This window comes from Isoptericola cucumis (assembly GCF_014635665.1).
In the GTDB taxonomy this organism is placed as follows: Bacteria; Actinomycetota; Actinomycetes; order Actinomycetales; family Cellulomonadaceae; genus Isoptericola; species Isoptericola cucumis.
Genome location: NZ_BMDG01000012.1, coordinates 36086 through 55598 on the forward strand (window position 1 = coordinate 36086; position 19513 = coordinate 55598).

At 74.6% G+C, this 19513-nt stretch carries 21 protein-coding genes; 8 read left to right on the forward strand and 13 right to left on the reverse strand.

Features of this window, described 5'->3' with window-relative positions; all coding sequences use genetic code 11:
• Positions 1-2 precede the first annotated feature (2 nt).
• The 5 genes from IEW03_RS16245 to IEW03_RS16265 form a co-directional block, all read right to left on the reverse strand.
• Positions 3-1136 (reverse strand): S-methyl thiohydantoin desulfurase family protein, encoded by a 1134-nt coding sequence (locus IEW03_RS16245; RefSeq protein ID WP_188524753.1) that lies wholly within the window; start codon positions 1134-1136, stop codon positions 3-5.
• A complete protein-coding gene (locus IEW03_RS16250; protein WP_188524754.1) occupies positions 1133-2212 on the reverse strand; it encodes an S-methyl thiohydantoin desulfurase family protein in 1080 nt (359 codons plus the stop codon). The genes IEW03_RS16245 and IEW03_RS16250 overlap by 4 nt, the downstream gene beginning before the upstream one ends.
• Before the next feature lies 1 nt (position 2213).
• On the reverse strand, positions 2214-3761 hold the full coding sequence (locus tag IEW03_RS16255; RefSeq protein WP_188524755.1) for a hydantoinase/oxoprolinase N-terminal domain-containing protein: 1548 nt from the start codon (positions 3759-3761) through the stop codon (positions 2214-2216).
• A 40-nt stretch (positions 3762-3801) separates the two neighbouring features.
• A complete protein-coding gene (locus IEW03_RS16260) occupies positions 3802-5142 on the reverse strand; it encodes a purine-cytosine permease family protein (RefSeq protein WP_188524756.1) in 1341 nt (446 codons plus the stop codon).
• A gap of 189 nt (positions 5143-5331) precedes the next feature.
• Positions 5332-7311 carry a heavy metal translocating P-type ATPase gene (locus tag IEW03_RS16265; RefSeq protein WP_229738349.1) on the reverse strand — a complete coding sequence of 660 codons (1980 nt, stop codon included), beginning with the start codon at positions 7309-7311 and terminating at the stop codon, positions 5332-5334.
• 9 nt (positions 7312-7320) lie between these two features.
• Between IEW03_RS16265 and IEW03_RS20485 the strand changes: the two genes are divergently transcribed.
• Together IEW03_RS20485 and IEW03_RS20625 are read left to right on the forward strand one after the other, a co-directional pair.
• Positions 7321-7533, forward strand: coding sequence for a hypothetical protein (locus IEW03_RS20485; protein ID WP_229738351.1), 213 nt, complete (start codon positions 7321-7323; stop codon positions 7531-7533).
• 149 nt (positions 7534-7682) lie between these two features.
• Positions 7683-8333 (forward strand): CatB-related O-acetyltransferase, encoded by a 651-nt coding sequence (locus IEW03_RS20625; protein WP_188524758.1) that lies wholly within the window; start codon positions 7683-7685, stop codon positions 8331-8333.
• A gap of 26 nt (positions 8334-8359) precedes the next feature.
• Here the strand turns inward: IEW03_RS20625 and IEW03_RS16275 are convergent, their stop codons facing one another.
• Positions 8360-9334: a CorA family divalent cation transporter gene (locus IEW03_RS16275; RefSeq protein WP_229738353.1), complete on the reverse strand. Its 975-nt coding sequence runs from the start codon at positions 9332-9334 to the stop codon at positions 8360-8362.
• Between the two features lie 63 nt (positions 9335-9397).
• Positions 9398-10669, reverse strand: coding sequence for an MFS transporter (locus IEW03_RS16280; protein ID WP_188524880.1), 1272 nt, complete (start codon positions 10667-10669; stop codon positions 9398-9400).
• Between the two features lie 117 nt (positions 10670-10786).
• On the opposite strand from IEW03_RS16280, the gene IEW03_RS16285 reads away from it, so the two are divergent.
• Positions 10787-11758 carry an ArsR/SmtB family transcription factor gene (locus tag IEW03_RS16285; protein ID WP_188524759.1) on the forward strand — a complete coding sequence of 324 codons (972 nt, stop codon included), beginning with the start codon at positions 10787-10789 and terminating at the stop codon, positions 11756-11758.
• 3 nt (positions 11759-11761) lie between these two features.
• On the opposite strand, the gene IEW03_RS16290 is transcribed toward IEW03_RS16285, so the two are convergent.
• The gene (locus IEW03_RS16290) at positions 11762-12334 is read right to left on the reverse strand and encodes a TetR/AcrR family transcriptional regulator (protein ID WP_188524760.1); all 573 of its coding nucleotides are present in this window, start codon (positions 12332-12334) and stop codon (positions 11762-11764) included.
• Between the two features lie 99 nt (positions 12335-12433).
• Between IEW03_RS16290 and IEW03_RS16295 the strand changes: the two genes are divergently transcribed.
• Positions 12434-12748 (forward strand): DMT family transporter, encoded by a 315-nt coding sequence (locus IEW03_RS16295; RefSeq protein WP_188524761.1) that lies wholly within the window; start codon positions 12434-12436, stop codon positions 12746-12748.
• Between the two features lies 1 nt (position 12749).
• The gene (locus IEW03_RS16300; RefSeq protein ID WP_308808228.1) at positions 12750-13190 is read left to right on the forward strand and encodes a DMT family transporter; all 441 of its coding nucleotides are present in this window, start codon (positions 12750-12752) and stop codon (positions 13188-13190) included.
• Here the strand turns inward: IEW03_RS16300 and IEW03_RS16305 are convergent.
• On the reverse strand, positions 13144-13902 hold the full coding sequence (locus IEW03_RS16305) for an SDR family NAD(P)-dependent oxidoreductase (protein WP_188524861.1): 759 nt from the start codon (positions 13900-13902) through the stop codon (positions 13144-13146). The two genes, IEW03_RS16300 and IEW03_RS16305, sit on opposite strands and share 47 nt — an antisense overlap.
• A 179-nt stretch (positions 13903-14081) precedes the next feature.
• On the opposite strand from IEW03_RS16305, the gene IEW03_RS16310 reads away from it, so the two are divergent.
• Positions 14082-14423 carry a DUF1330 domain-containing protein gene (locus IEW03_RS16310; protein ID WP_188524762.1) on the forward strand — a complete coding sequence of 114 codons (342 nt, stop codon included), beginning with the start codon at positions 14082-14084 and terminating at the stop codon, positions 14421-14423.
• Between the two features lie 96 nt (positions 14424-14519).
• Here IEW03_RS16310 and IEW03_RS16315 read toward each other — a convergent pair whose 3' ends face one another.
• Both IEW03_RS16315 and IEW03_RS16320 read right to left on the reverse strand, forming a co-directional pair.
• The gene (locus IEW03_RS16315; RefSeq protein WP_188524763.1) at positions 14520-15155 is read right to left on the reverse strand and encodes a transcriptional regulator; all 636 of its coding nucleotides are present in this window, start codon (positions 15153-15155) and stop codon (positions 14520-14522) included.
• Positions 15152-15574: a DNA-binding protein gene (locus tag IEW03_RS16320; protein ID WP_188524764.1), complete on the reverse strand. Its 423-nt coding sequence runs from the start codon at positions 15572-15574 to the stop codon at positions 15152-15154. The genes IEW03_RS16315 and IEW03_RS16320 overlap by 4 nt, the downstream gene beginning before the upstream one ends.
• A 96-nt stretch (positions 15575-15670) precedes the next feature.
• On the opposite strand from IEW03_RS16320, the gene IEW03_RS16325 reads away from it, so the two are divergent.
• Both IEW03_RS16325 and IEW03_RS16330 read left to right on the forward strand, forming a co-directional pair.
• Positions 15671-16864 carry a PEP/pyruvate-binding domain-containing protein gene (locus IEW03_RS16325; RefSeq protein ID WP_229738355.1) on the forward strand — a complete coding sequence of 398 codons (1194 nt, stop codon included), beginning with the start codon at positions 15671-15673 and terminating at the stop codon, positions 16862-16864.
• 54 nt (positions 16865-16918) lie between these two features.
• Positions 16919-18046 (forward strand): RDD family protein, encoded by a 1128-nt coding sequence (locus IEW03_RS16330; protein ID WP_188524765.1) that lies wholly within the window; start codon positions 16919-16921, stop codon positions 18044-18046.
• 33 nt (positions 18047-18079) lie between these two features.
• Here IEW03_RS16330 and IEW03_RS16335 read toward each other — a convergent pair whose 3' ends face one another.
• Together IEW03_RS16335 and IEW03_RS16340 are read right to left on the reverse strand one after the other, a co-directional pair.
• Positions 18080-18574: a pyridoxamine 5'-phosphate oxidase family protein gene (locus tag IEW03_RS16335; protein WP_188524766.1), complete on the reverse strand. Its 495-nt coding sequence runs from the start codon at positions 18572-18574 to the stop codon at positions 18080-18082.
• Positions 18575-18622: 48 nt separating this feature from the next.
• The gene (locus IEW03_RS16340) at positions 18623-19510 is read right to left on the reverse strand and encodes a carbohydrate ABC transporter permease (RefSeq protein WP_188524767.1); all 888 of its coding nucleotides are present in this window, start codon (positions 19508-19510) and stop codon (positions 18623-18625) included.
• Positions 19511-19513: the final 3 nt, after the last annotated feature.

The following is a 19513-nucleotide window of genomic DNA, read 5'->3' on the forward strand; positions in this document are numbered from 1 at the left end:
CACTACGGGAGCGCGGCGTCCTGCAGGGCGAGCTCCTCGACGGGCACGAACTCCTCCGTCAGCCCGAAGGCCTGCGGGCCGAAGGCGTCCAGCGCCGCCGGGGTGCGCATCATCGCGGGGGTCGAGATCCCGAGCACGCGCACGCGCTGCCCGTAGCGCAGCCCCTCCGTCGTGATCGGCTCGGCGGTCTCCGCCTCCAGCACGCACACCAGGTCGGGCACGAGGGCGACGGTACGGCCGTCGACGCGCGCGACGACGTTCTCGTTCTGGAACTCCAGCTCGCACACCCGCTCGTCCTGCGAGGACCCGTCTCCCGAGGACAGGGGGACGATGCGGGCGCTGCCCTGCGCGAACCCGTCGGTGGTACGCCGCTCGACGTCCCGCACCTTGCCGACGAACAGCTCCCGCACGTGGCTGTAGGGCGTGCGGGCCAGGGTGTCGGCGATCGCGTCGAACGGCGAGCGCTTCTCCTCCCGGGCGAGCCGGATCGCCCGGCCCAGGTCCAGCGCCATCGACACGGTGCGCGGGACGGCGGTGCGCCGCACGTCGGCGCCGGTCATCGCGTACTCCGCGATGTGTCCCACCCCGCCCAGCCGGATCGTCACGGCCCTCGCGAGCCACTCCATCTGGCGGTCGTCGTCGCCGGTGTCGATCACCACCTGCTCGCCCCGCTCGCCGGCGAGCGCCAGCGGCGAGCCGTGCACGCCGTAGACGGCGAACGTCTCCATCGACAGCTCGGGGAACGCGCGCCCCATGCCGTCCGCGTCGACCACCGGCAGGCCCGTCTCCGCCGCCACGACCAGCGGGATCATGGAGTTGATCCCGCCGCACTCGATGGGCATGGTGGCGTCCGCCGTCCGGCCCAGGTGCCGCTCCAGCGTCCGCAGGGCCAGCAGCGGCTCCGTGCCGGCCGGGATCTTCTCGACCATGACGGTGGGCGCGCCCATCTGCGCGGTCGGGACGACGAACAGGTCGTCGGCGAGGTCGTCGGGGTCGAGCATCGTGATCGTCCGGTCCCCGAGCACCTGCTCCACGAGCCGGCGGCCGATGTACGGGTCTCCCCCGCCCCCGGTGCCGAGCAGGGTGGCGCCCCGGGCGAGGTCGGGCAGGTCGCGGGCGGTCAGCTCCCAGCTCATGCCGCGACCGCCGCCGCCCCGTCGAACCGGTGGGGCGCGACGTCGTACCCGAAGTACCCGGGCCCGACCATGGCGAGCGCCTCGTCGGAGTGCCAGCGGGGGTCGGCGGGGGCGGCGACCACGCGCACGCGCTGGCCGTAGCGCAGCCCCTCGGTGGTGATCGCCTCGCCGGTGTCGTGCTCGAGCACGATGATCAGGTCGGGGGTCGTGACGAGCACCCGGTCGTCGTGGCGGGCCAGGAGGTGCTCGTTCTGGAACTCCAGGACGAGGTCGCCGCCGGCCCCCTCGATGCGGGCGCGGCCGCGCGCGAACCCGGTGGTCGTCGCCCGCTCGACGTCGACGACCTTGCCGGCGAACAGCTCCCGGCCGCCGAGCCGCTCGACGATGCGCCGCACGGGGTCGTCGTGCTCGGCGCGGGCGGCCGCGATCTCCTCGCCGAGGCCGACGCAGGTGCTCAGGGAGCCGCGCACGAGGCTCTCGCGGGCCTGGGCGCCGCTCATCGGGAAGCCGGCGATCATCACCGAGCAGCCCATCTCGACGCAGGCGACGCGGGCGATGCGCTCGGTCCAGGTGTTGTCGACGGTGGTCAGCACGCCGGTGTTGCCCTTGTCGTCGGCGAACGACAGCGGCGACGCCGTGACGCCGTAGAGGGTGGGCAGCACCATCTGCAGCTCCGGGAACGCCCGGCCCATGCCGTCGGCGTCGAGCAGCGGCACGCCGAGGGCGGCCGCGGCCGCCACGGGGACCGTCGAGTTCACCCCGCCCACCTCGGCGCAGGCGACGTGGCTGACGGTGCGGCCCAGCACGTGCTCGAGGGCGCGCACGGACGCGACGACCTCGTCGAGGTTGGGCAGCTTCTCGACCATCACGGTGGGGGCGCCCATCATCGCCGCGGTGACGACGAGCGCGTCGTCACCGAGCTCGTCCAGGCCGACGACCGTGACGGGGCCGTGCTCGCGGATCGCCTGGGCGGCGAGCAGCGAGCCGATGTACGGGTCGCCGCCGCCGCCGGTGCCGAGGATCGCGGCGCCGCGCGCCAGCGGGCGGACCTGGTCGACGTCGATCGTCCAGCTCATCTCAGGCCTCCATGTCCAGGTCGCCGACGGCCTTGGCCCGGATGCGGGTGGCGTTGCCCGGCAGGTACGGGATCGGCACCTCGTCGAAGTCGACGAGCTTGACCGACTCGGGCAGGGCGCCCGCGGCGATGGTCTTGTCGACGGTCTCCTGGCGGACGGCCGCCAGCGCGTCCTCCCGGCCGCCGGGGGCGATCGAGTAGATCTTGTCGACCTCGCCGCCGACCTGCGCGATCGAGGCCCCGATCGCGTTGGCCACGGAGTAGTGGCCGGGCCGGTGCACCTCGCCGAACTCGCCGAGCGTGTCGGGCAGCAGGACCGAGCCGCCGCCGACGGCGACGACGGGGATGCGCTCCGCGCTGGTGCGCATGCGGTCCACGGTCTCCTCCACCCGCTGCGCGACCCGCTTGAGCACGGCGTCGACGAACGCCGGGTCCAGGTGGGCGACGCGGCCCGGGTCGCCGATCTCGGCGCGGCCCGCGGCCACGGCGACGTCCGTGGCGGTGAGCGTCGTGCCGCCGAAGACGAGCGCCTCGCTCGTCAGGCGGTAGCCGACCGACTGCGGGCCGACCTCCGCCGTCTGCTCGTCGACCAGAGAGCCGCCGCCGATGCCGAGGGACAGCACGTCCGGCATCCGGAAGTTCGTGCGCACCCCTGCCACCGTCACGTCCGTCGTGGTCTCGCGGGGGAAGCCGTTGACGAGCAGGCCGACGTCGGCCGTCGTGCCGCCGACGTCGATGACCGCGCAGGTCTCCAGCCCGCTGGTGGACGCCGCGCCGCGCATCGAGTTGGTCGGGCCGGAGGCGAACGTCGCCACCGGGTACCGGCGCACGTAGTCCTCGTCCATGAGGGTGCCGTCGTTCTGGCTGAGGAAGATCGGCGCGGCGATGCCCTCCGCGCGCACGGCCGAGGTGAGGCCGTCGACGATCTCGGTCGCCAGCTCGCGCAACGCCGCGTTGATCACGGTCGCGTTCTCGCGCTCGAGCAGGCCGATGCGGCCGATCTCGTGGGACAGCGAGATGGCCACGTCGTCGCCCAGCTCGGACCGGAGCACCTCCGCGGCCCGGAGCTCCAGGTCGTGGTTGACGGGGCTGAACACCGAGGAGATCGCGACGGACCGGACCCCGTGGGCGGCCATGTCGCCGGCGTGCCGGCGCAGCTCGTCCGGGTCGAGCGGCGAGATGGGCCGCCCGTCGAACTCGTAGCCGCCGTGGGCCAGGTAGGTGCGCGCCGAGATCGCCTCGGAGAGCTTCTCCGGCCAGTCGACCAGCGGGGGCAGCGCCCGCGTGGCGGGCAGGCCCAGGCGCAGCGCGGCCGTCGGCGCGAGGCGGCGGGCCTCCACGAGGGCGTTGATGAAGTGGGTCGTGCCGATCATGACGGCCGAGACCTGCCCGCCGTCGAACGGGTGCTGCTCCCGCAGGCCGCGGAGCGCGTCGACGATCCCGCCGGTCACGTCCGAGCTCGTCGACTTCTTCACCCCGGCGAGCACGGTCGTGCCCGCCATGAGGACGGCGTCGGTGTTGGTGCCACCGACATCGATTCCGATGTGCATCTCACTCCTCGGTTGGTGCGCGGGCCGGTCCGGCCCCAGGTCAGTCGGCGAGCGCCGGCTCCGGGCGAGCGCCCGGCTGCGTCGTGACGGCCCGCCCGACGCCGCGGACGAGGCCGAGCTTCCCGGCGACGACGTAGAGCAGCATGGCCAGCACGACGGAGTTGATCGACGGGATGCCCACGTGGACGAAGTAGCCCACCAGGGACGACACGAGCCAGACGACGAGCGTCGCGGGCACCACGCGGGGCGCCGAGGCGGGCAGCGTGCCCTCCGCGCGGCTGGCGTCCAGGTCGCCGCGCCACCGGCGCACGACGAAGTACTCCGCGACCATGATCCCGGCGATCGGCGGGAAGGCGACGCCGAGGACCGTGAGGAAGTCGGTGAACCTCCCGAGGATCCCGGCGGCGGCCAGGACGGACCCCACCACGCCGAGCACGACGGTCGTGATCGTGCGGGACAGGGTGCGGCCGAACGTCGTGGACACGAAGTTCACGAGGCCGAGCGACGACGAGTAGAGGTTCCAGTCGTTGATCTTCAGCGTGCCCGTCAGCACGATGAGCAGCCCGACGAAGCCGATCGACGACGTGATGATGGCGACGACGTTGCCGGTGCCGGCGGCGTGCGCGAGCAGCACCCCGGCGAGCCCGATGACGAACTCGCCGAGCGTGACGCCGACGACGGTCTGCTTGACGACGTCCTTGCCGGACCGGTTGAAGCGGGTCATGTCGGCGGTGATGATGGCGCCGACGATGAGGCCGCCCGCGACGATCCCGGTCCCGGCGGCGATGCTCAGCTCGGGCCCGGGCGGCGGCGAGGTGAGCAGCTCGTCGAGCGGGTGCCGGGTCAGCTCGGTGACGATCGACCAGCCGACGAGCACGAGGAACAGCGGCACGGTGATGTTGGCGAGCCACTGCATGCCGCCGAAGCCGACGGCCACGATCGCGGTGACCAGGAGGCCGAAGATCAGGCACCAGGCCCAGACGGGCAGCACGCCCGGCATGAGCGCCTCCAGCGACTCGGCCGAGATCGCGCTCTGGATGCCGAACCAGCCGATCAGGCTGATGCCGATGGCGAGGCCGACCAGCGACGCGCCCACCTCGCCGAACCCGGTCCAGCGGGCCAGGAGCGCCGTGTTGAGGCCCTCCTTCTGGCCCACGATCCCGACGACGCACATGATCACCTCGAGGATGATCGAGCCGAAGAGGAAGGCGAGCACCGCGTTCCCGAACGTCATCCCGTAGCCGAGCGTGGCGCCCATGAGGAACTGGGACAGGGCCGACACCTGGCCGAACCGCTGGACCGCGATCGCGAACCAGTGGCGCTGCGCGTGCGTCGCCACCCGCGCGAGCGCGAAGTCGTCCGACTCCGGGTGTTGTGCCATCGGGACTCCTGTGGCTGAGAGGGCTGGGCGTGTCGCGTGCCGACGCTAGACAGCGCAGCCACACCCGCCCAGAGACACTCTGCACAAGTTCCGCAGCGATCTGTGCGACCCGCACAGTTCGCCCGCCCGCGGGCTCGGTCCCCCGGAGGCACCGTCGCGACGGCACGGTCGACGACGGTGCCCCGGGCGTCAGCGGCGGACGGCGCCCGGCCGCAGGTCCAGCCGCCGCAGGAGCTGCGCGTTCAGCGCCACCACCACGGTGGACGCCGACATCAGCAGCGCGCCGACCGACATCGGCAGCACGAACCCGACCGGCGCGAGCACGCCTGCCGCCAGCGGCACGGACAGCAGGTTGTAGCCCGCCGCCCACCACAGGTTCTGCTTCATCTTGCGGTAGCTGGCACGCGACAGCTCGATCACCGAGAGCACCGACCGCGGGTCGTCGCTGGCGAGGATGACGCCCGCCGAGGCGATGGCGACGTCGGTGCCCGCGCCGATCGCGATGCCGACGTCGGCCTGGGCCAGCGCCGGGGCGTCGTTGACGCCGTCCCCCACCATCGCGACCTTCCGCCCCTCGTGCTGCAGCTCGAGGACCTTCGCGGACTTTTCCTCGGGCCGCACCCCGGCGAAGTACCGGTCCACGCCGAGCTCGTCCGCGACCGACCGGGCCACGGCTTCCGCGTCGCCGGTGATCATCACGACCTGCACGCCGAGCCGGTGCAGCGCCTCGACCGCCTCCGCGGACTCCTGGCGCACCTCGTCCGCGAGCTTCAGCCCGCCGACGACGACGCCGTCGCGCAGCACGTGCAGGATGATCGCGCCGTCGGCGCGCCAGGCCTCGGCCTCGCGGACCTCCGCCGCCCCCTGCTCCTCCAGGAGCCGCGGCCCGCCGACGCGCACCTCGTGCCCGTCGACCGTCGCGACGACGCCCACCGCGGGGGACGACGAGAAGTCGCGCGCCCGCGGCACCGTCAGCCCGCGCTCGGCGGCGGCCCGGACGATCGCCTTCGCGAGCGGGTGCTCGCTGTCCGACTCGGCGGCGGCGGCGAGCGCCAGCACGCCGTCGGCGTCCGGGCCGTCCGCGCCGCCGGACGCGGTGACGACGTCGGAGACGGTCGGCTCGCCCTTGGTCAGCGTCCCGGTCTTGTCGAACAGGACGGTGTCGACGGTGCGCATGCTCTCGAGGGCCAGGCGGTCCTTGACGAGGACACCGCCGCGGGCAGCGCGCTCGGTCGCGATGGAGACGACCAGCGGGATGGCCAGGCCCAGGGCGTGGGGGCAGGCGATCACGAGGACGGTGACGGTGCGCACGACGGCGTCGTCCGGCATCCCGAGCGCCGACCACACGATCGCGGTGACCACCGCGGCGCCGAGCGCGAACCAGAACAGCCAGCCCGCGGCGACGTCCGCCAGGCGCTGGGCCCGGGACGAGGAGGCCTGCGCCTCGGTGACGAGCCGCTGGATGCCGGCGAGGGCAGTGTCGTCGCCGGTCGCGCTGACCTCGACGCGAAGGCCGGAGTCCGTGGCGACGGTGCCGGCGGTGACGGTGTCGCCGGTCGTGCGGGCGACGGTGCGCGACTCCCCCGTGACCATCGACTCGTCCATCTCCGCGCGGCCGTCGACCACCCGGCCGTCGGCGGGGACGCTGCCGCCCGGGCGCACGAGGACGACGTCGCCCACGGCCAGCTCCGTCGGGGACACGGTGACCACCTGGTCGCCGTCGGGCCCGTGCTCGACGCGCTCCGCCTCGTCCGGCAGCAGCGCGGCCAGGGAGTCGAGTGCCGACGTGGTCTGCGCGAGGGAGCGCATCTCGACCCAGTGGCCGAGCAGCATGATGACGACCAGCAGCGCGAGCTCCCACCAGAAGTCGAGCTGGTGGTCCAGCAGCCCGAGGCTCGCGCCCATCGAGGCGACGAACGCGACCGTGATCGCCAGGCCGATGAGCAGCATCATCCCGGGCTGGCGGGCCTTGATCTCGTCCACCGCGCCGGTGAGGAACGGGCGCCCGCCCCAGGCGAAGATCACCGTGCCGAGCACCGGCGACACCCAGGGCACCCAGGCCGCGTCGGGAAGCTCGTAGCCCAGCAGCATCGCGAACATGCCGGACAGCGCCACGGTGGGCACCGCGAGCGCCAGCATGATCCAGAACAGCCGCCGGAACTGCGCCACGTGGTCGCCGTGACCCGCATGCCCGCCGTGGCCGCCGTGGCCTTCGTGATCACCGTGGCCCTCATGAGCGCCGTGGCCTTCGTGGCCACCGTGGCCCTCGTGACCACCGTGGCCCTCGTGCCCGGCGACCTCCGCGTGCTGGTGGTGCTCGTGCTCGCGGACGTCGTCGGCGACGTCGTGGCCGTGCTCGCGCGACATGGGGCCTCTCCTCTCGCTCGCTGATACCCCCTAGGGGTATGTCCGTATCGAGAACGCTATACCTCCTGAGGGTATTCCGCCAGGGCGGACACGCACGCCGACGTCCGCCGCCCACCGCCCGCGACCGGGCAGGATCGCGGGTGCCCCGACCGACGACGCACGGAGAGACGCCCATGACCGCTGTCCCGGACCCGGACCGGCTCACCCCCAGCACCCGCGACGACCTCACCAACGTCGTCTTCCTCAGGAACCAGGTGACGTCGCCGTTCCTCGAGGTGGGCGAGTTCACCTACTACGACGACGAGGGCACCCGCCCGCCGTTCGAGCAGGCGAACGTGCGCTACCTGTACGGCCCGCAGCGGCTCGTCATCGGCCGCTTCACGACCATCGCCCCCGGGGCGAGCTTCCTCATGCCGGGCGGCAACCACCCGATGGTCGGCCCCTCGACGTACCCGTTCACGATGTTCGGCGGCGCCTGGGCCGACGCCACGCTCGACACCTTCCTCGCCATCGAGCAGCCCGGGGACACGGTCGTCGGGAACGACGTGTGGATCGGGCGGGACGCGACCGTGCTGCCCGGCGTGACGATCGGCGACGGCGCGGTGGTCGGCGCGCACGCCGTCGTGACCAAGGACGTCGGCCCGTACGAGGTCGTCGCGGGCAACCCGGCACGGGTGGTCCGCTCCCGCTTCTCCGACGAGGACGTGGCGCGGCTGCTGCGGGCGCGCTGGTGGGACTGGCCCGTCGAGCGGATCACCGCCCACGCGGCGACGATCATGGCCGGCACGCCCGCGGAGCTGGAGCGGATCGCCGACGCCGGCTGAGGCGCCAGGCCCGACGACGACCCGAGCTAGAGCCAGCCCACCCGCCGGAAGACCCGGTACAGCACGACGCAGCCGACGATCATCAGCACCAGCGAGAACGGGTAGCCGAGCAGCCAGTGCAGCTCGGGCATGTGCGTGAAGTTCATGCCGTACACGCCGGCGACGACCGTCGGGTAGACGAGGATGGCCGCCCACGCGGAGATCTTCCGCATGTCCTCGTTCTGCCGCACCGACACTTGGGCCAGGTGCACCTGCAGCATGTCCGAGAGCAGGTCGTCGTGGGCGTCGAGATGGCGGTCGATGCGCTCGACGGTCGCGACCAGCCGGTCCAGCGCCCGGCGGTCCACGAGCGCGTGCCGCTCGTCCCCGGGGTCCACCAGCTCCGGGAGCTCGGCGGTCACCGGGAGCAGCGCGCGGCGCGCCTCCGTGATCTCGCGCTTGAGGCCGTAGACCTGCTCCACCGGGTCCGGCACCCCGCGGTCGAAGACGAGCTGCTCGGTCTCGGCGACGGCGTCCCCCAGCGCCACCTCGACCCGCGAGGCGACGCCCACGAGCGCGAGGACCAGGGCGAGCGTCACGCGGCGCGGCGCCGGCGCCTCGGCGCCGCGGTGGCCGTCCAGCCGCTCGAGGGCGGCGTCGTGCACGCCGGCGCCGCCGTCCTCGAAGGTGACGACGGCGTCGGTCCCGACGAGCAACCCCAGCTCGCCGGTGTGCACCTGCCGGTCGTCCTGCGTGAACCAGACGGTCGGGGTGAGCACGAGGACGTGGTCGTCGTCGACCCAGCGCACGACGGCGACCGGGCGGAACCGCGCGTCGCGGGCTCCGTCGCCGCCGAGCCCGGGCGCCAGCTCGCGGGCCGCGGCGAAGAACGCCTCGCGGTCCGCGACGTGCTCCCACGGCGTGCGGTGCGCGTCGTCACGGGTACCGGCGGCCGGTCCCCGGGTCCCCACGTACCGCAGCTCCCGCCCGTCGGACGGCCCTGAGCTCTCGTCGTCGCCCACCCCTGCATTCTGGGGCGGGAGCGACCGGACGGCACGGCGGGGTCGGGCCACGCGCCCCGGCCGTCAGCTGCCGGCCCGGACCGCCTCCGCGCCGGCCCGGGCGCCCGCCGCCCGCCGGGCGACCTCGGCGGCGGCGGCACCCGCGACGGCGAAGACCGCGCCCAGCGCGAGCCAGCCGGGCGTGCCGAACCGCACGGGCAGGGCGGTGACGACGACGGGCGCGGCCATGGCCGCGAGCGCGTAGCCGGTCTGCGACAGGCCCTGGTAGGCGCCCGCGCGTCGCGGGTCGGCGAGCTCGAAGGCCATGCCCCACCCGCCGGCCTCGGACAGCACCTCGCCGAGGGAGTGCGCGGCTGCGGCGAGCACCAGCAGCGCCGTCGCCGCGGCGAGGCTGCCGTGGCCTGCCGCCGCGTACAGCACGCACGCCGCGGCCAGCAGCACACCGCCACGACGCACGGCACGCCCCGCCGCGCGCACGTCGTGGGTGCCGCGCGAGGCGCGCACCTGCAGCAGCGCCACCAGCACCGTGTTGACCACGAGCAGCGCGGACACGACCGCGGTGGGGGCGTCGGTGGTCGCGACCCAGAGCGGCACGCCCACGGTCATGACGCCGAACTGCATGGCCATGACGGCGTTGAGGACGACGCTCGCCACGTACGTCCGGTCGCGCAGCGGGTGCGGGGCACCCTCGGCTCCGCCGTCGTCGCCCGGGCCGGCCGAGGCCGGCGCGTCCTCGAGCATCCGCGCGGCCAGCTCGGGCACCCGGCGCGGCAGCCGGAGGAGCGGGACGACGGCGCCGAGCAGCAGCACCGCCGTCGCGACCATCGCGGTGCGGTACGCGGTCGCCGTGTCCAGGAGCAGGGCGACGGCGGCGGCCAGTGTGCCGAGGCCGATGAGGACGTTCGTCACGACGCGCAGCCGGGCGCGCACCTCGACGCGCTCGGGGCCGGTGAACCACCGGGCGAGCAGCGCCTGCCGTGCGGTGCCCTGCACGCCGCGGCCGGCGCTGGCGGCGACGGCCACCAGGGTGAAGCTCACGGCGTCGGCGGTGAACGAGTACGCCGCGAGCGCCACCGCCTGCACCACGAGGCCCCACACCTGCACCCGGTGGGCGCCGAGCCGGTCCGACCACCGGCCCGCGAGGAACGACCCGACGACGCCCGCCCCGCCCGCGATCCCCAGCCCGAGCCCGACCGTGCCGGCGGAAAGCCCGATCACGCGCGTGAAGTACAGGACGGACACGGTGTAGAAGACGCCGGTCGACGCGGCGAACGCCATGGTCGAGAAGGTGAGGGCACGCGCCACCGGGTCCCGGGGAAAGACGGTCTGGATCACGGGCACCAGTAGGCGACACCCGTCCGGTCCGGCGAACTGATGTAGCGCTGGGCTACACCTATGCTCACGGTGTGGGACGAGCGGCGGGACGGACGCACTGAGGGGACGGACACGCTGATGGGATGGATGCGCTACGAGCTGGCGGGCATGGACCTGGCCGACGTCCGGTTCGCCGTCTCCCCGCTGAACGAGCTGGTCCTGTCGCTGCGCACCTGGCGTGAACCGGGCCGCTACCCGCTCCACCTGCCGTGGCTGCGCCGCACCCAGGAGGCCCGCTCGCGTCTCGACGGCGAGATGCTGCTCGCGCTGACCAACGAGGTGCTGTGGACGCCGGACTTCCTCACCCCGCGCCCGCGCAGCCCGCTCACCCGCATCGACGACGAGCTGGCCGCCGTCGCCGCGACCCCGGACGGCGTCGTCGCCCGCGAGCTCGCCGCCCTGCACCCCGGCGGCCGGCCCGCTCCGTTCCGCGACCCGCTCCCCCGCGTGCGGCGACGGCTGCTCGACGCGCTGACCGCCTACTGGGACGCGTGCTTCGCGCCGTACTGGCCGCGGATGCGCGCCGTGCTCCAGGCCGACGTCGTGCACCGCGGCGCGGTGATCTCCGCGCGCGGCGCGGGCGCGATGTTCGCCGACCTGTCACCCCGCGTGTCCTTCGCCGACGGCGTGGTGAGCGTGCGGCTCGGGAGCTCGACGACGGACCTCCGACGGCCCACGACCGGCGAGGGCCTGACGCTGGTGCCCACCCTCTTCACGGGTGGCGCGTCGGCCCCCATCTCCGCCGAGGAGCCGCCGATGATCATGTACGGCGTCCGCGGCACGGGCACGCTGTGGCAGGCGGAACGGCACGTGGCGGGTGCCGCGCTCGTCGCGGTGCTGGGACGGGCGCGGGCGGGGCTGCTCACGGCGCTCGAGCACCCCGCGTCGTCCACCGAGCTGGCCCGCCGGCTGGACGTCACCACGAGCGCCGTCAACCAGCACCTGCGCGTGCTGCGCGACGCCGGGCTCCTGACCTCCGCCCGCTCCGGCCGGTCCGTGCTGTACCTGCGCTCCGAGGTCGGCGACGCGCTGGTGGGTCCGACGGGCTGAGTCTCAGCCCGCGGCGACGCCGGCCAGGTGCGCGTCGAGCACGTCCAACGACCAGGCGGAGTCGGCGTCCGGCTCCTGCCGCACCACGTGCAGCGCGAGCCCGTCGACGAGGGCGTGCACGCGCCGCACCTCGACGTCGCTCGGTCGCCGGCCGCCGCCGAGCGCCGCGAGCGCACGGGCGCAGACGTCCCGCACGCCCTCCTGCGCGGCGCGGTGCGCGACCCGCAGGGAGGGGTCGGTCATCGCCGCGGTGCCGAGCGCGAGGTAGACCTCCATCTCGGTGCGGCGCTCCTCGTCGAGCGGGAGGAGCTCGGCCAGGACCGCCCGCCCCCAGTCCGGTCGGGCGGGGTCGACGGCGGCGACCCGCTCGGCCAGCCGCTCGACGACCAGGGCGACGGCGCGCTCGCGGACGGTCGCCACGGTGGGGAACGTGTACCGCAACGAGCTCTGCGGCAGTCCGGCCTCGGCGGCGACGTTGCGCACGGACAGGGCCTCGAGCCCGTCGCGCACGAGGACGCGCCACGCGGCCTCGGAGACCTGGCGCTGGCGTTCCTCGCGATCGAGACGTGGGGGCACGGCCCCATGTTCGCACAGTCGTGCGACGTGTGCTAGAACTGTCTTCGCACGATCGTGCGAACGAATCAGACCCCACCGAACCGAGAGGAAGTGAGAGCCGTGGACTGGCTGATCCTGATCGCCGCCGGCGTCATGGAGGCCGTGTGGGCGACCGCGCTGGCGGCGTCGCACGGGTTCCGGCGCCCGGTGCCGACGGCGGTGTTCGTCGTCGGCCTGGCCCTGAGCATGTGGGGGCTGGCGCACGCGATGCTCACCATCCCCGTGGGCACCGCCTACGCGGTCTGGGTGGGCATCGGCGCCGTGCTCACGGTGCTGGTCGCCATCGTGCGCGGCGACGAGCGACTGACGGTCGCGCGCGCCCTGCTGCTGGTCGGCCTGGTCGGGTCGGTCGTCGGACTGAAGGTGGTGAGCTGACATGGCGGCGAAGGACATGAGCCCGAAGAAGAACGCGAGGAACGCGAGCACCGTCGCCTGGGTCGTGCTGCTGGCCAGCGCGCTGCTGGAGGCGGTGTGGGCCACGGCGCTCGGCGCGAGCGAGGGATTCACCGTGCTCGGCGACACGATCGTCTTCGTGGTCGCGCTGGCCTTCAGCATGCTCGGCCTGGGCTACGCGGCCAAGCACATCCCGATCGGCACGGCCTACGCCATCTGGACGGGCGTCGGCGCGGCCCTCACGGTCGCGTGGGCGATGCTCACCGGCACCGAGACGGCGTCGCTCCTCAAGGCCCTGTTCCTCGTCGGCATCATCGGCTGCGCCATCGGCCTCAAGATGGTCGGCCACGGCGAGGACGACGCCGGGGCGCCGGCCGTCAGCGCCGATGGATCGTCTGCGCCGCAGCCTGGTCGCGGGGCATGAGCAGGATCTGGTCCACGTTGACGTGCGCCGGGCGGGTGGCGACCCACGCCACCGTCTCGGCGACGTCCTCGGCCGTGAGCGCCTCGACGCCGGCGTAGACGGCGTCGGCCCGTTCCTGGTCGCCCTTGAAGCGCACCAGCGAGAAGTCGGTGTGCACCATGCCGGGGTCGATCTCGCTGACCCGCACCGGCTGGCCGAGCAGCTCCAGGCGCAGCACCCGGGTGAGCGCGGCCTCGGCGTGCTTGGCGGCGTTGTACCCCCCGCCGCCCTTGTAGGGCTCGCGGCCGGCGATCGAGCCGATGGTGATGACCTGGCCGTCGCCGCTGGCGATCAGCTTCGGCAGCAGCGCCTGGGTGACCCGCACCGTGCCGAGCACGTTGATGTCGTACATCCGCTGCCAGTCGGCGAGGTCGGCGCCGGCCACGGGGTCCGCCCCCAGGGCGCCGCCCGCGTTGTTGACGAGCAGGTCGCAGCGGCCGTGCCGCTCGTCGACCGCGCGGGCGAACGCCTCCACCGAGGCGTCGTCGGTGACGTCGAGCGCGATCGCGGTGCCACCGGTCTCGGCGGCCACCTGCTCCAGGCGGTCCAGCCGGCGGGCGCCCAGCACGACGTCGAACCCCGCGGCCGCGAGCGCGCGGGCACTGGCCGCCCCGATCCCGCTGCTGGCTCCGGTGACGACGGCGACGCGGGGGGAGCTCGGCACGCTCGACATGGTGATGGCCTCCTCGGGGGACGGGATCGGCCCGGCGGCACGACGGCCACGAGCCCCCACGATCGTAGTGGCCGAACGGAGCATGACCTCGAAAGTCATGGCGAAACCTCCCGACGTCGGGCACCGTGGCTCTCGCCGCCCGACTCCTGGCGGCCCCGAGAACAGGGAGAGACGTCGCCTTGGCTGCCTACGTGATCGCGCACCTGCAAGAAGCCGCTCCGCACCCCGAGGTCGCCGAGTACATGGAGAGGATCAGCGGGACCTTCGCGCCGTACGGCGGGCACTTTCTCGTCCACGCGACGCAGCACGAGGTCAAGGAGGGCAGCTGGCCCGGCCACGTGGTGATGATCGGCTTCCCGGGGATCGACGAGGCGCGGGACTGGTGGGCGTCACCGGCGTACCAGGAGATCGCGCCCCTGCGTTCGCGCCACATCGACGGCGACATCATCGTGGTCGACGGCGTCCCGGCGGGCTATGACCCGACCACCACCGCGGAGGCGATCCGAGGCGCCGTGGCCTGACCAGGGGCTCGTCCCCCGCGCCCTCTCCCCGGCGCCGGCGTCACCGACGGCCGGCGCTGGTCGTCGAGGCGTTCGTGCTGCTGACCCTCTGAGCGATCACGCGCCGCCGCGCGGGACGCCCGCCGTGGCCAGCAGGTCCTCGTGCAGCTCCATCCACACCCCGTGGACGGACGCCGCGCCGAGGCCGGCCATACGGCTGCCGTCACCCGCCCGCGCGGCCGCCAGCGCGTCGTCCAGCCGCGCGTCGTAGCCCTCGAAGCGCGCCAGGACCGCCACGAGCCCGGCCAGCAACGGGGCCACCCCGTCGACGACGGCGCCGAGCTCGTCGAGCACGCGGCCGTCCCAGGCGGCGTCGTCGTGGTCGTTGACGGCGAGCCGGCCGCCGGCGACCGGCCGGAGCTGCCAGTCGGTGCACGCCTGCCGCAGCCGGGCGTTGAGCGGGTCGAACCCCGCGAGCACCTCGCGCACGACGGCGGGGGCGCGGGGGACGGCGGCGAGCTCCGCCGCGAGCCGACGACCGTCCTCGGCGCGGCCGCGCTCGGTGAGCGACCAGCCACCGGTGCCGGCGAACTCCGCCCACGTGACGAGCCCGAACGCCTCGAGGTCGAGCAGCTCCTCGTGCACCTCGGCGGCGTCGAGCCCGTACCGCGCGGCGACGGCCCGGTCGTCGCCGGTGCCGAGCACCCGCACCGCGTGCAGCACCAGCAGCCCCGGGTCGGAGGCCCGGCTCACGCGTCGTCCTCCGCGGCGGCGCCCGACCGCGCCACGAGACGGTCGAGGCGCTGCTGCACGGCCTGGGGCGACCCGAGCCCGCGCGCCGCCGCCATCCGGCCGAACGTGTGCCCGGCCGCGCGCGCGGAGAACAGGGCCGCGGTCTCGAGCTGGTCGGCCTCGGCCCGCGCCGCGGGGACGAGGGCGAGCGCCGCGAGGGCGCCCGCGGCGTCCTGCTCCGGCGTGAGGTCGCCGCGGGCCGAGCGCCACAGGTAGTGCCGCACGAGGTCGGCCGCCGACGGCGGCACCCCCGCCGGCTGCCACGGTCGCGGCGCGAGCGCGTCCGCGCCCAGGGCGAGCAGCGTGGCGCGGGCCCGCGCCTCGGCGTCCGCGGCGCCCTGGTCGCCCGCGGCGTCGGGGAGGTCGTGCTTGCTTTCCATCCCGCGACCGTGGACCATCAACACTCTGTTGTCAACACGGTGTTGAACGCGGAGGACGTCGTCCCGCGCACGGCACGAGGACCCGGAGGTGGGCAGGTGGGCACGATCGTCCCGCTGGCGGACGCACGACCGCAGGACGCGGGCGCGAAGGCCGCGACGCTCGGGCGGCTGCGGCGCGCGGGCCTGCCCGTCCCCGACGGCGTCGTCGTGCCCGCCGACGCCGACCTGAGCGGTGCCGTTGTCCACGATCTCGCCGCCGCGCTGGACCGGCTCGGCGGAGGCCCGTTCGCGGTGCGCTCCTCCGCCGCGGACGAGGACGGGGCCGGCGCCTCCGCGGCAGGTCAGTACGACAGCGTGCTCGGCGCCTCCGGGATCGACGCGGTCGTCGCGGCCGTGCACGCCTGCCGCGCGTCGGCCGCGGGCCCCCGCGCCACGACCTACCGGGCCGCCCGCGGCCGGACGGAGGTGGCGGGCGTCGCCGTCCTCGTGCAGCGCATGGTCGCCGCGCACGTCGCGGGCGTGATGTTCACCCCGGACCCCGGCCCCGCTCCGGGCAGATCGGCCGGGACGACCGGGGGCCGGCCTGCCGTGATCGAGGCGTCCTGGGGTCTGGGCCAGAGCGTGGTGCAGGGCGCCGTCGACCCGGACCGGTTCACCGTCACGGCCGGGCAGGTCGGCCGCCGCCACGTCGGCTCCAAGCACACCCGCGTCGACGGCTCGTCCCACGGCACCACGACCCGCGACGTCGCCCCCGCCGACCGGCGACGGCCCTGCCTCGACGACGACGGCGTGCTGCGGGTGGCCGGCCTCGGCGCGCGGGTCGCCGCGCTGCTCGGCGGGGCGCAGGACGTGGAGTGGGCGGTCGACGCCGCGGGCACGGTCTGGCTGCTCCAGGCGCGCCCCGTCACCGCCGCCCTGCCCGCCACCGACCGCGCTCCCGCGCGCGGAAGGACGGGGGTGCTGCACGGGGTGGCGGGGAGCGGCGGCCGGGCGCACGGCCCCGCGCGGGTGGTGCGCGGCCCGGACGACTTCGCCGCGGTGCGCCCCGGCGACGTCCTGGTGTGCCGCGAGACAGACCCGGCCTGGACCCCGCTGTTCGGCGTCGTCGCCGCCGTCGTCACCGAGACGGGCGGCCTGCTGTCGCACGCCGCGATCGTCGCGCGCGAGGCGGGGCTCCCCGCGGTGCTCGGCGTCCCCCGCGCCACCGAGGCCCTGCGCGGCACCGTCGCCGTGGACGGCGACGCCGGCACCGTCGAGATCCTCCCGGCCCGCCGCGCGGGCCAGGGGTGACACCCAGGCCCGGCACCCGTGGACGCCGGCGACCTGCGGTGGGAGCATCCAGCCATGACGACGACGGTCGGGCAGCCGCCGCTCGCCCCGGCCCCACCCGCGCCCGGGCCGCCCGCCACGGACGACCTCGGGCCGTTCACCCCGGAGCGCCCCCGGGCGCCGTGGGGGAACCGCGTGCTCGCGACGCTGCTCGACTCGGCCGTGGTGGCGTCCGTGGCGTTCCTCGCCACCGGCGACGCACCGTCGCTCGCCGCCGTCCCGGGGCCCGGCGAGACCGCCGACGCGGGCGGCGCCGGCTGGACCGCCGGCACCCTGCTGGTCCTCGGCGTCCTGCAGGCGTACACGGGGGCGACGCCGGGCAAGCGCGTCGCAGGGATCTCGGTGGTCGACGCCGCGTCCGGACGCCCGATCGGGCTCCTCGGCACGGTGCTGCGCTGGCTCGCGCACCTGCTCGACGCGATCCTCCTGATCGGCTACCTCCGCGCGGCGGTCCACCGTGAGGGGCGCACCTTCGCCGACTCCCTGCTCGGCACGGTCGCGGTGCGCACCACCAGGCCGGAGCCGCACCCCTGGGTCGCCCACGCCCGGCGGTCCCGCGACACCCACGCGCCGTGGCTGCGCTGGCCGCCGCGTGTCACGGGCGCCGTCGCGCTCGTGCTCTGCGCCGCCTCGGCGGCGATGAGCCTGGTCCAGGGCAGCGCCGGCGGCATCACGACGGCGGAGTCCGAGTCCTCGTGCGAGGTCCCGGGTACCAGCCCGTACATCGCGCTGATCGGCAGCTCCTCCAGCGAGAGGAACGAGTCGCGGGCCGGGATCTGGCGCACGACCGAGAAGAGCTGGCAAGCCGTGGTCGGCTGGTCGATCGCCACGGCCGGGACGGACCCCGACGCGCGCATGCCCCTGGATGCGCGGGCGGGGCTCACCGTGCACTCCCCCGACGGCCGGCAGTACACCCCACGAGGAGAACCGACCGCCCCCGACGGTGCCGACGACACGTGGTGGTCCATGCCGGGCGACGACGTCGCGTCGGCCGTCGTCGACGCCGATGAGGACCTGTCGGGCTGGACGGTGACGTCGACTCTCGTGGACGGCGCAGGCAAGGTCCTCGCCGAGTTTGTGGGTGCGGTACCCCTGCTCGACCCCGACACGGCGCCGTGGGGTCCCGGCACCGGGCCGTCCTGAGCCGGTGGGCCACCGGGCCTCACGTCCACCCGGTCAAGGGCGGAACGCCGTCTGCCCGTGCGGGGACTTGGCGAAGGCCAGGACCTTGTCGGTGACCACGCGGTAGACGAGGGCCCGCTGGCCGTGCGGGTCGAACGACTCGTCGTCGTTCTCGAAGTCCCAGGCGTCGCCGTACCTGTCGCGGAAGCCGTCGGCGAGGCGCCGCAGCTCCGGCCCGCCGACGACGCGCTCCGCCGTGCCCTCCACGACGACGTCGAGCCCGTCGTCCCACGCCGCCGAGCCGATGGTGACCGCCACGCGCGGGGCGTGCGCCAGGTTGCGGGCCTTCTGCTCGGCGGGGCCCGTGCAGAAGACGAACCCGCCGTCCGTCCACAGGCCCACGAGCGGGGTGACGTGCGGGCGCCCGTCCGCGCGCACGGTGACGAGCAGGTAGCCGGTGGCGCCGGCGAGCGCGGCGTCGACCTCCGCCCACGGGGTGGGGGCGGAGGCCTCGCTGAAGCGGGGGTCGAGCTGTCCGGTGAGGTTCATGACGGGCAGACCCGCCGGGGCGGGGAAACTCGTCGCCGGCTTCGGTCGCTACTTGATCGCGCCCATCGACAGGCCGCGCACCAGCTGCTTCTGAGCGATCCACCCGGCGAGGATCACCGGCAGCGACGCGAGCAGCGCGGCGGCGCACAGCCGAGCGAGGAACAGACCTTCGCTGGTCATGGTCGACACGATGAAGATCGGCACGGTCGCCGCCTGCGAGGCGGTGAGGTTGAGGGCGAAGAAGAACTCGTTCCACGCGAAGATCACGCAGATCAGCGCCGTCGCCGCGATGCCGGGCGCCACCATGGGGATGAGCACCGACCGCAGGGTCTTCATCAGGCCCGCGCCGTCGACGGCCGCGGCCTCGAGCACCTCGGCCGGGATCTCCTGGAAGAACGAGCGCATCATCCACACCGCGATGGGCAGGTTCATCGCCGTGTACAGCACGACGAGCGTCCAGACGTTGTCGAGCACCTTGAGCTGCCCGGCGATGACGTAGATCGGCACGATGACGGCCACGACCGGCAGCATCTTGGTGGAGATGAAGAAGAACAGCACGTCGCTGACCTTCTCCACCGGCCGGATCGACAGGGCGTACGCGGCGGGGATGCCGAGCAGCAGCACGAGGACCGTCGAGACGCCGGTGGCGATCGCCGAGTTCGCGACGTAGGTGCCGGACTCGCCGACCACCGCCCGGAACTGGTCGAGCGTCGGCGTGAAGAACCAGGTGGGCGGGCTCGACGACGCCTCGTTCTCCTGCTTGAAGGCCGTCATCGCCATCCAGAGCACGGGGAAGAAGAACCCGAGCGACAGGATCCAGGTGAGCGTGGTCAGCAGGCTCCCGGTGACACGGCCGCGCGACGCACCGCGGCGCGGCGCCACGTCAGGCGCGGGCCGGCCGGCGGGCGGAGCGGGGGTTGCGGTGGCGGTGCTCATGAC